Raw genomic sequence first — 10,914 nt, forward strand, 5'->3', positions numbered from 1 at the left:
CATTATCGCCATTATCCCCATTGTCCACGGGAAGAGTGTCATTATCGCCATTATCGCCATTATCGCCATTATCCACGGGAAGGGTATCATTATCGCCATTATCCCCATTGTCAAGGAGTCCGATCTCCTCGGTTTCTGGTTCTGAGCGTATGGATTCGTGATCAATAATATCGGTAAGGTCAGATAATGGTGATATATTTATATCCTCTGCCATCGTGCCAAACCCAAAAGCACTCATCTAACTTACCTCACGATCAATACTGCTAGAGCCATTTTTTTCAGAATAGCATATTCTCTGAGAGAGTCTACCACAAAAGCATAGCAGCCAATTGATAGCCGAAATCTTAATAATTTACGATCATCGTGGATAATTAAGAATCATTCACCGACAGACACAAGTAGGAATGAGAAGAGATGACTAAAACGCGCTATACCTTGCCGAAACTGTTGATTTTATTGGTAGTGGCTGTTAGTGTTTTTGTGGCGATCGCCATTTCCTCTAGTTCTCCAATTCCAGCGAGGTCTGTCACCGAAATTAGGGGAGTTTGGCTAACCAATGTTGACAGCAATATTTTATTTTCAACAACCGGCTTAACTCAGGCTTTAGACCGCCTGCGAAACCTGAATTTTAACACTATTTACCCCACAGTGTGGCAGGGAGGTTATACCCTATATCCTAGCCGTGTAGCTGAGGAGGCGTTTGGTATTTCCAGAGACCCCCACCCCGGATTACAAAAACGAGATATGCTCTCGGAGGTGGTGAGGGAAGGACATAAACGGGAATTAAAAGTTATTCCTTGGTTTGAGTTTGGGTTTATGGCTCCCATTGATTCAGAATTAGCCAAACTTCACCCGAACTGGTTAACACAAACCCAAGATGGTAGTTTCACGAAACCGGGAGGAAATCCTGAGTGGGTGTGGTTAAATCCCTTTCATCCCGAAGTACAACAATTCATTTTAAATCTAGTGACTGAAATTGTCAAAAACTATGATATTGATGGCATTCAATTTGATGATCATTTTGGCTTACCTGCTGAGTTAGGTTATGACCCCTTTACCGTTAAACTATTTAAGGAGCAGCATCAAGGTCAATCACCGCCAGACAATCCCCTAGATACCTATTGGGTGAGATGGCGAGCCGACCAACTTAATAAGTTTATGGAGAAGGTATTTTATGGGGTGAAAGCAATTCAAGAAGATTGTCTGATTTCGTTGTCTCCGAACCCCCTACATTTTGCGCTTCCGGCTTATCTTCAGGACTGGTTTACCTGGGAAAGAAAAGGTTGGATAGAAGAGCTAGTGCCGCAAATATATCGTTCTGATATGTCTCATTTTATTAGGGAACTAGAACGAGCAGAAATCGAATTAGCGAAAAATCATATTCCGGTGGCGATCGGGATTTTAAGCGGTCTCAAAAATCGTCCTACAGCGACTAACATCTTGGAAGAACAGGTAAAAAATGTACGCGATCGCCATTTTGCGGGAGTCTGTTTTTTCTTCTATGAAAGCCTGTGGAATTGGGCGGAAGACTCCCCAGAGGAGCGAGAAAATCGCCTAAAAAAGTTATTTTCCCATGAGTTTAACCGCCCCCACGCCGCCAAAGTATAAAAACACAATAGCGCCTCCCAGCAGACTTTGAGTCAAGGGGTCAGTAGAGGGGGTTAAAAATCCCCCCAGAATAGCCGCCCCCATCAACACATATCGCCAGATAGATAACATTTTCCCAGAAGATACAATACCCAATATCCCCAAAACAATCTGAATAATTGGCACTTGAAATGCGATCGCAGTTACCAACAGCAATTTCAGGACAAACTCAAAGTATTCAGCAATTGACCATAGCTGTTCTACCACATCAGAACCATAATTAATAAAGAAGGTGAGAGCCGCCGGAACAATAGCCAGATAAGCAAAAACCAATCCGATTAAAAACAGAAAAGTTGACCCCAGAAAAACGGGTCCCAAAATTCGTCGTTCCCGGAGGGTAAGTCCGGGTAAAACAAACTGGATAATCTGAAAAATAATAAACGGACTCGCCACCAGTAAACCGCTATATCCCGCGACTTTAATGGAGACAAAGAAATACTCTCCCGGAGCCAATTGTAAAAGTTTTACCCCTTGAGCGGGAACCTTTAAAATTTGGACAATTGGTTTAACTGCTATAAAGCAAACAACTATCCCAATCACCACAGAAATTAATGAGTAAAAAAGGCGCTGTCTTAATTCTTCCAGGTGGTCAAACAGAGACATTTCTACCTCATCAGGAATTTGGTTGAGGTAGTCATCATCATCGGGGGAAATTTGAGGTTCTGGTGGTTTAATGACGGTGGCTGTTGATGAACTTTTAGCCCTAGTAGAGGTGGCGGGTTGGTAACCATTTACGGAGCCATTACCGTTCAAGGGCGCTTGAGGATTTTTGCCATTAGTATTAGTGGGTCTCGACACCTGTGGAGGAGTGGGAGCCATAGTCAAGCTATCTGGTGCAATTACGGGCGTTTTTGGGGGGGTTGGGTTCTCGGTTTTGAGAGTATCTTGGGCTTCCAATTGAGTGCGTAGTTTCTGATTCTCCCGTTCGGTTTCTGCGAGAAGTTGTTTGAGATTGGTAATTCTTTGATGCAGAACAGTCGCCTCTTGACACAGAGCCTCATAAGCATCAGAATTAGGAGATTGTGAAAATTGGTCTTCCATAGAATTAACTGTTAGGGAACTGTTAGGGAGTGTTTGGCGCTATGAACAAGAGAGTTAGTTAGATGTTATCTTTTAGCATAGGAAATGGGATCAGTTAACCCCAAGGCTTGGAAAGCAGCCAGACGCAAACGACAAGCATCACATACCCCACAGGCTTCAGCTTCTCCCCCATAGCAAGACCAGGTATGCTCCCAGGGAACCCCTAAACTGTTCCCCAATTGGATGATATCTGTTTTTTTGAGGTCAATTAGGGGAGTGTTGATGGTGATAGGATTACCTTCGCGTCCTTGTTTGGTTCCCAGACGGAACACGGACTGCATGGCGGCGATATAATCAGGGCGACAGTCGGGATATCCTGAGTAGTCTAGTGCATTGACTCCAATATAAATGCGATCGGCTCCGATGGTTTCGCCGTAGGCGAGTGCAAAACTCAGAAAAATGGTATTTCTGGCGGGGACGTATGTAATGGGGATGGTTGCGGACATTTCCGCCAAAGTGCGATCGCAAGGTAAATCGATGTTATCATCAGTCAAGGCTGACCCTCCCCAACGCTTGAGGTCAAACTCTACGGTTTGATGAGCTGCTACCCCCGCCGCCTGTGCAATTTTAGCCGCCGCTTCCAATTCTCGTAGGTGTCGCTGCTGGTAGTTGAATGACAGTGCATAGCATTCATAGCCATCAGCTTTCGCCTGATACAGCACTGTGGAAGAATCAAGTCCACCAGAGAGTAGAATTACTGCTTTCACGTTTTCTCGCCTTTACCCAACTTCATCTTACTTAATCATAGAATTAATTGTAACAAAAGTTAATAACAATTACCCATATCTATGGGCTATCACCCTAAGAGGGGAGCAAATCACCATCTGCTAGGGGATAGAAGGCGATCGCATTTAGTTAAATTACGACAAACTTCTTAACAATCCTCTGCCCACGGAAAATCGCAAAAATACTTCATATTTACTTCCCCAAAAATTCGCTACACTGGTTAATAAGTAAACTAGAAGTTACGAGGTATTATTCATGACATTTATACCTAAAGTTCAATACAATCCTTCCCGCTGGCTAACTTTGGTTCTGATGACCATGGCATTGTGGGTTGGTGGTAGCCTACTGTTGGATGTAGTAATTATGCCAGCGATGTATCTATCTGGGATGATGCAAGAACCTAGTTTTGCCTCTACAGGCGGAATAGTTTTCACGGCATTTAATCATATTGAAATCCTCTGCGCCGCCTTAGCTTTAACGGGAATGATGGTTTTAGGAATGACTCTTCCTGAAGGGTTCAGCAATCGGATTCGTACCCTGACGGTGTTATCTTCTATCTTGTTGGCGATCGCTTTGTTGTACACCTATAGCCTCACCCCCCAAATGACTGCCCTAGGTGTAAATCTGAATTTATTTAACGCTGTTGAATCGACTCCAGAGGGGATGAATCAACTACACTTTAGCTACCTAAGTCTGGAAGCCTTAAAACTGTTCGCCACTGGGACTATTTTGGCTTGGTGTTATCATAATCATAATTATGCGGGAATTATTGAGCAGTAATTACCCTTTAATTACTATTAGCAATTGACTAGGTTATAGCCCCAAATATATCAGGGTTTTAACCTGGTTTTTTTATGGTTGACGTGATTTATTAGTAGATAAGAGCACAGGATATTTGAGGCAAAATAGCCCCTGGGTGAGTGTGGCGTAGTTGAGGGAATTAGGCGATCGCCCTAGGGTTCCATCAACTGGCGGATAGTACCAATAGCACCCCCTAAAATCTCCGCAGCGCGATCAATTTCCGACTCAGTGGTAAATTTGCCGATACCAATCCGCAAAGCACCTTCCATGGCATTTGGGGATAAAGCGATCGCCCGCAAAACATGGGACGGTGCTTCTACTCCAGAGGAACAAGCCGCCCCCGTAGAAATTGCCAGGCGATCGCGCACCCGTGCTATAATCGCACTATTAGGAACATCTGGAATCGAAATATGCAGATTTCCCGATAAGCGATGATTAATATCTCCATTAATCACCAAACCCGGTATTTTGTCAAGTAGTAAATCCTGTAATTTATCGCGCAAATTAGCAATTTTTGCCTCATCTTCTGCCATTTCCAAACCTCGCAGACGACAGGCTTCTCCCAACCCCACAATTCCCGGCACGTTGAGAGTACCAGACCTAATTCCTCCTTGATGTCCGCCGCCAAACAGAATCGGCTTGAGTGGATAACCTTTTCTAGCCACCAACGCCCCGACTCCTTTTGGTCCGTAGAGTTTATGACCAGAAATCGCCAAATAAGTGATTCCCCATTCCTCAAAATTGATAGGTATTTTGCCCACAGCTTGGGACCCATCGCACAAAAAAGGGACTTGGTGAGCTTGGGCAATTTTAGCAATTTCTGCCATGGGATAAATCGTCCCAATTTCGTTATTAGCAGCCATCATACATAACAGAGAAACCCCATCCTGGCAAACCTTATGCACCGATGCCAAGTCGATTTTACCCTGTTGATCAACGGACAAATAAGTGATATCAATTAACCCTTGTTTAACTAAAGCCTGACCCGTATCTAAAACCGCTGGATGTTCCACCGGAGAGACAGCCATTGTCGGCAAATATGGGGATTTATGATTAATGATGCTACCTTGAATAGCCAAATTAATGCTTTCAGTAGCGCCAGAAGTAAAGATGATTTCTCTTGGGGAAGCGCCGACTAATTCCGCCACTTGTCGCGCCGCTTGAGAAACTGCTTTTTGGGCGCGATCGCCATAAATATGGTCGATACTGCTGGCGTTACCAAATTCTACCGTCATGTAATGCAGCATTTTCTCAGCCACTCTGGGGTCAACGGTCGTGGTGGCGTGGTAGTCGAGATAGATAGGGGGAGAGTCAGTCATCAGATATCCATCAACTGGTTACAATAATCCTGATTCGCCCAAAGCTCGGTCTAGGGTTTCTGCTAACTTGAGTTGTTCTCCCGAATATTGCAGATACTCAAAATCAAGGGTAGCGCCTTGTAACTTCATCACCCCTAAAATATCTCGCCACTGTTTTTCTGAGCTAAAATTGGTATCTCTATACCACAGTAACTTTTGTAAGATAATATCTTCAGGACTCGGCAAAACTAAGGTTTGCTCAGGGTTAGTGCGAACAATTTGCACTTGACGACGTTCAAATTCAGATCGGCTAAATGGGTTGTTTTTTAAGATAAAAATGTCAAATTTTACAATCGACTCATTGTCGATAATATTAAACGAACTTTGATAGCGGACTGCGGATTTTACGGTATCTTCGTCCACATCAAATCGAGGTTGCAATGCCGCGACTAATGGTTGAACCTTGGGTAAGGTTAAGTCTGCCACCAAATCAATATCTTGAGTGCTGCGAGGTTCTCCTAATAAGCTGCTGGCAACGGAACCACCGATGAGGTAAGGGATACCAAGTTTGTCGAGAATTGCCGTCACCACAAGTACCTGAGAAATCGGGTCAGTAATCATAACGGGTTGATTTAGGTTTTGCCCAATAACTTTTAAAGCTGTTTCATCATCTAGGGTGCGAAGTGCGAATTGATGACGAATTTCTAATGGACTGGCTTGAGGATAGCGGTTTTGAATCGCCATGAGAGACATTTCCCAAACCCCTTTTGTCCAACCGCTGACTATGGCAGCTTTTTTCCATAAAGGCAGCGATCGCCACAATTTAAACTGATGGAGTTCGGCATTGATATCAGTATCCCTAGACTGGGTTTTATAGTTGGGCTGAATCTCGCCGATTTGTGTCAGGTGTCCCGAAAGTTCATCCGGGACATCAATAATAATTCTATGCATAGGATAATTTCAAATAAAAAAGTTAATCGATTATAGCATAATTCAATCAATAGAGAGTCCTAACTAGGCCATCGGGGGTCAATTCAAACGAGCCTAGTTTAGATGCTATTTCCCGGTTCTGATGCCCGAGTAATTCTAATCAATTGACCTTTGAGATTTTCTTCCCTGGCAATAGCATCAGCAATCCGCTGTGCCTGTCTTTCTGTATTCAAATCTTCTTTGCAGATGATAATGCCGTAATGATTGGGGTGAAAGCGGTGCAGTCGTCTAAAATCATCCCAATTCCGCGTTAAAATAGACCGTTCCTCATGAACGGCAAATGCCAATACCTCTTCGTCAGGAATTCCCAATCCTGCCTTGCCAGCTTCGGCAATGGTGAGGATATCGTGACCCACTAAACGCAGGAATTCGACAATGGGAAGAGGAAAATTTTCATCGGCATAAAGACGAGCCCTATTTCAATCTTCCTCATTTCTGTGAATTGCCGCTTCCATTTCATCTGGGTGTGCCTGGGAATAGTTCCAAGCATTGACTAAATCTTCGGCGCTGAGTTGAGGAAAATCCTGTAAAATACGACCATCAGATGCCCCTAATCGACGAGAGTTGACGAGAGACCAAATGGGGATGCGCGTATTAGCGACTCTAGCATCGCCGCCACAGACTCCGGGGGTTTTTTCAATCCCTTTCCAAGCGTTACTTAAACTTTGGGCGAGAATTTGAATCGCTTGGGCTTTTTCTTCTGGCGTTAAGGCTAGGAGTTGGGGTTCTAGTTCTTTTAGGGTCATATTTTAAGAGGTGGGACTATTTTATCTGTAAAATCGGAAATCTGCGATCGCCACTTCAGAAATCTACAACTCCAGCTTATCAAATTCCTCTGGTTCTCCATCGGGCAGTTTCATCAATACTAATCATCCCCTCATTTTTTTGGTCATGAACATTATTGGGTTTCGGCATCCCTATTGATATGAAACCAGTTCTGAGAGTGAAGGCGTTCCCAAGCTTTTCGCAGATGGTTGGGTTTAAATAGAGTGCGTTTGCGATCGCTCCATTCCTGTACTCTTTCAATGGCGCGATCGCAATCCATTGCCGCTGGCGGATCTTCCGTCGCAATCCAGTGAAGGGTTGCCAACATTTCCATCCCGTAAGGCGTCTCAAATCCTTCAATTAAATCGCTGACTTGTTGCAGGCGATCGCCGGTATCGGGATGTTCTGATAAAAAGCGATCGGCAGCGTCACGACCCTTTTCTAATACATAAATTGCAGAGGTTTCAGTGCGATCGCCATATCCGCGAATGTAATGACCCTCAATGTTTTGCAAAACATGATTGAGATTCTCTGCATAAGGGCCAAATTGATGTTTGATATAGCGCAGTCTTAACGGTTCGCCTGCTACTTGCAAAAAATAGGCGAGTTTTTGAATTTCCAGCTTAGTTAAGCGATACCCGGGAATGCCGTACAATTCCAGCAAGCGAATCAATAAAGCCCGTCCCCGGGTCATTTTGGGGGTAGAGGTAGCCACTGGAATTTGAGGCGCAACAGGTGCACCAGTGGGTTCAAAAATAACCACCTCAATATCCGGAACTTCCGCAAAAGCTTGAACGATGAGAGGCTTGACTTCCGTCCAATCTAAGCCCCCATTTCCGCATCCCAGAGGAGGAATCGCGATAAGCGCGAATTTCTAACCGCTTGACTTCCTCAACCAGTGCAATTAATCCCGATTCAATATCTTCTATTTTAGATTTTCCCTTCCAGTGGCGCTTAGTGGGGAAATTAATGATGTATTTTGGAAATAGCTCATGGGTAGCAACTACGAACATCTGCCCGGGATGGATTTTCTTAGCATCACAAGCTGTTTTATAGGCTCGGAAATTTTCCGGAAATGCCTGCTTAAATTGCAAAGCAATCCCCTTACCCATGACACCGACACAGTTAACGGTGTTCACCAGGGCCTCAGTCGTTTCGGTCAATAGGTTGCCTTGCTTAAACTGAATCATTGCCGGATAAAAATTCCCGAGTTCTCGTTGTAATCAACCCATTCATTTTAACTGATTTTAAAGGAAGACCTGCCGCTGCGATATCCTCCGCTGTAGCCACTAAGTGAACCACCGGACTTTGCCCCTCTTCATATCCTTGAACATTGCCTCTGGAGATGGCATAAAGCATCGGAGAACGAGGCGCAAAATACCAGGGAACGTAATCGTGAAGCGTGCCGCCCCTTGAACAAGGGATATTAATTTGAGCGCGTTTATTCTGAATAGTTTCGTGAGCAATATCTACATAATTGATCCGCTGAAATTTTAAGCGCTTGTTAGCCAGGATGCCACCAGAACGCAAGATAGAGGGTAAATTTCTAATATGGGTAATAGGGTGGATAGTTGCGATCGCCAGATAGAGTGATACCCGTGAGGAAATCTAGGGGTGATACCGACATAGGGGTTGCTGTTGAAGTGTCCCTCTGAGAATCCTTTCATGCTACCTGAGTCGGTTTGGCTTTAGCCCGTTGCTTAAAACTCTCAAAATGGACTACAGTCGATTTTTCAGCCGCCAGCCATACCTCGTTCACAATTTGAGATAGAGGTGGAATAACCACCAAGAGATACTGACCCACATCTTTGTTTTTATGTCCTGCCACCTTCAGAACTGACGGGAGTTTGTCGGCAAAGTCTTTCCAATCCTGCTGAACCCAGATTACCTCTTCATCAATAACGACTAGCTGCTTGTCACGTAAGCTATCGTCAAATCCGCTCTCATCGAGGAATTTGATAATGCTTCTCACCGTCTGGAGCGAGATGACTTCTCGAAGATTTTTGATGGCCCGGATTTCTAAAACCTGCTCCCAGGTATAAATCACGGTGGGCCTTCGGGAGTTGCTGATTCGGTGCGGGACTACCAGTTGACACCGTTCTAGGTATTGCAGGCGATTGGAGGTGGTAGCCGTTAGGTCGAGGGTTTCTCGTCGAGTGAATCCTTCTATGATAGCCATTCTAGGAGTGTGGATCCCTTATTTATTATAATTTTACAAAAATAGAATAATTAGGGGTCGAGATAGACCTCACGGTCTACCCCTCCCATTCAAAACCGTACTTGAGACTTTCACCTCATACGGCTCCTAGTCTGACCGTCTCCTTGTTAAGAGTACAGCATCATCTCTTCATCAAGAGCTGTCTTATCATCGCGGGTGTGGCGATGTAATAGTTGAAGATTTTTGTATTCATCCTTTCCGCCATGGCTTCTAGGTACAATGTGGTCTACTTCAATTAAATCTGATGGGGTAAAGAATTGCCCGCACCAGGTACACTTGCCTTTTTGCTTTTTAAGTACTTTTGCTACCTTATTTGGCGTATCGATTGCTTGTCCTCTCCTGGTTGCCCAGTAAGTCCAATTTCCATCGTATGGTGTTGCGTCGGGGCGTATTAAGGTGTGTCTGACAATTGGGGTCCAGTTATGTTTCCATAATTGGAATCCTTCTTTGGTCTGGAATAACCAAGATTCCTGTCTTTCATTCCCATTGCTAAGTTTAACCGTTCCATGTCTGAAATAGTTCCTCAGCTTTTCGTAGTTCACCCCTTTGCATCTTGATGCTGTCCATGCCCGTAACATTAACCAGATTATGAGGTCTAGCTTATTGAAGGTCTCTGCTGAGACTACCGCTGAGTAGTAATTTGACCATCCCCGAATAATCGGGTTTAGATGTTTTATCAGGGCTGACTGAGGTGCTGTTCTATGTTGTTTGATTACACCTTTAATCACTTCTGTATGGGCTTTAACTGCTTTATGGCTGGGTTTTATGTGGGTTTTATGTCCGATTAATCGGCTTGCTGCCCCGCCTGTTTTCCCAGATTTGTATTTTCCTGCTGGATATTGCCTGATATTGAATCCTAGAAAGTCGAACCCTGGATTCTCTGTCTTACCGTCATACTCAATAGTTTTGAGTGTATGACAGATTCGAGTCTTTTCAGGTTTTATTTCTAGTCCTACAGGTTTTAGCCATTCAGAAATAGCAGTCTTGCACTGTTCAATGATTTCTAGTGATGGGGATATCACTACAAGGTCATCGGCGTATCTTATAACAGTAGCCTGCGCTCTGTCTGCTTTCTTTGGATACATTGTCTCTATGAACCTAATCATGCCATCCAATGCGATGTTAGCGAGTATTGGACTTATTACCCCTCCTTGAGGTGTCCCTGTTTCTGTATCCTCGAATACACCGTTATCTAGCACACCAGCTTTGAGCCATTGTTTCAGGTCTCTTTTTAGGCAGCTTGGACAATGAATTTTGGACAGTAGGTAATCATGGTTTATTCGGTCAAAACATTTCGTTATGGTCGAAAGGGAAGTCACCTTCCCCAACTCCACTTCAAAACCGTACTTGAGACTTTCATCTCATACGGCTCCTGATGTGGATACCCCT

At 44.2% G+C, this 10,914-nt stretch carries 10 protein-coding genes and 3 pseudogenes; 2 read left to right on the forward strand and 11 right to left on the reverse strand.

Annotated elements, in window-relative coordinates; genetic code table 11:
* A pseudogene (locus B9T16_RS20955) lies at positions 1-238 on the reverse strand (calcium-binding protein); the annotation flags it as partial.
* 176 nt (positions 239-414) lie between these two features.
* Between B9T16_RS20955 and B9T16_RS20960 the strand changes: the two are divergent.
* Positions 415-1,608 (forward strand): glycoside hydrolase family 10 protein, encoded by a 1,194-nt coding sequence (locus B9T16_RS20960; protein ID WP_410245676.1) that lies wholly within the window; start codon positions 415-417, stop codon positions 1,606-1,608.
* On the opposite strand, the gene tatC is transcribed toward B9T16_RS20960, so the two are convergent.
* The gene (gene tatC, locus B9T16_RS20965) at positions 1,564-2,466 is read right to left on the reverse strand and encodes a twin-arginine translocase subunit TatC (protein ID WP_410245682.1); all 903 of its coding nucleotides are present in this window, start codon (positions 2,464-2,466) and stop codon (positions 1,564-1,566) included. The genes B9T16_RS20960 and tatC overlap by 45 nt on opposite strands.
* A gap of 287 nt (positions 2,467-2,753) precedes the next feature.
* Positions 2,754-3,434 carry a 7-cyano-7-deazaguanine synthase QueC gene (queC, locus tag B9T16_RS20970; RefSeq protein WP_410245677.1) on the reverse strand — a complete coding sequence of 227 codons (681 nt, stop codon included), beginning with the start codon at positions 3,432-3,434 and terminating at the stop codon, positions 2,754-2,756.
* Between the two features lie 274 nt (positions 3,435-3,708).
* Here queC and B9T16_RS20975 point away from each other — a divergent pair, with 274 nt between their 5' ends.
* Positions 3,709-4,233, forward strand: a complete 525-nt coding sequence (locus tag B9T16_RS20975) for a hypothetical protein (RefSeq protein ID WP_410245678.1) — start codon at positions 3,709-3,711, stop codon at positions 4,231-4,233.
* A gap of 173 nt (positions 4,234-4,406) precedes the next feature.
* On the opposite strand, the gene B9T16_RS20980 is transcribed toward B9T16_RS20975, so the two are convergent.
* The 8 genes and pseudogenes from B9T16_RS20980 to B9T16_RS21015 form a co-directional block, all read right to left on the reverse strand.
* Positions 4,407-5,573 carry a cysteine desulfurase family protein gene (locus B9T16_RS20980; protein ID WP_410245679.1) on the reverse strand — a complete coding sequence of 389 codons (1,167 nt, stop codon included), beginning with the start codon at positions 5,571-5,573 and terminating at the stop codon, positions 4,407-4,409.
* Between the two features lie 18 nt (positions 5,574-5,591).
* Positions 5,592-6,503, reverse strand: coding sequence for a hypothetical protein (locus B9T16_RS20985; protein ID WP_410245680.1), 912 nt, complete (start codon positions 6,501-6,503; stop codon positions 5,592-5,594).
* 98 nt (positions 6,504-6,601) lie between these two features.
* Positions 6,602-6,940 (reverse strand): annotated as a pseudogene (locus B9T16_RS20990) (DUF5615 family PIN-like protein); the annotation flags it as partial.
* Positions 6,941-6,961: 21 nt separating this feature from the next.
* A complete protein-coding gene (locus B9T16_RS20995) occupies positions 6,962-7,288 on the reverse strand; it encodes a DUF433 domain-containing protein (protein ID WP_006617489.1) in 327 nt (108 codons plus the stop codon).
* 152 nt (positions 7,289-7,440) lie between these two features.
* Positions 7,441-8,497: pseudogene (locus B9T16_RS21000) on the reverse strand (macro domain-containing protein).
* Entirely contained in the window at positions 8,484-8,837 is a 354-nt protein-coding gene (locus B9T16_RS21005) for a DarT ssDNA thymidine ADP-ribosyltransferase family protein (protein ID WP_006617490.1), read from the reverse strand. Before B9T16_RS21005 ends, B9T16_RS21000 begins: the two are co-directional and overlap by 14 nt.
* 133 nt (positions 8,838-8,970) lie before the next feature.
* A complete protein-coding gene (locus tag B9T16_RS21010) occupies positions 8,971-9,486 on the reverse strand; it encodes a hypothetical protein (RefSeq protein WP_006617491.1) in 516 nt (171 codons plus the stop codon).
* 146 nt (positions 9,487-9,632) lie between these two features.
* The gene (locus B9T16_RS21015) at positions 9,633-10,844 is read right to left on the reverse strand and encodes a group II intron reverse transcriptase (protein WP_410245681.1); all 1,212 of its coding nucleotides are present in this window, start codon (positions 10,842-10,844) and stop codon (positions 9,633-9,635) included.
* Positions 10,845-10,914: the final 70 nt, after the last annotated feature.

The organism is Arthrospira sp. PCC 8006 (assembly GCF_046480465.1).
GTDB lineage: Bacteria > Cyanobacteriota > Cyanobacteriia > Cyanobacteriales > Microcoleaceae > Limnospira > Limnospira platensis.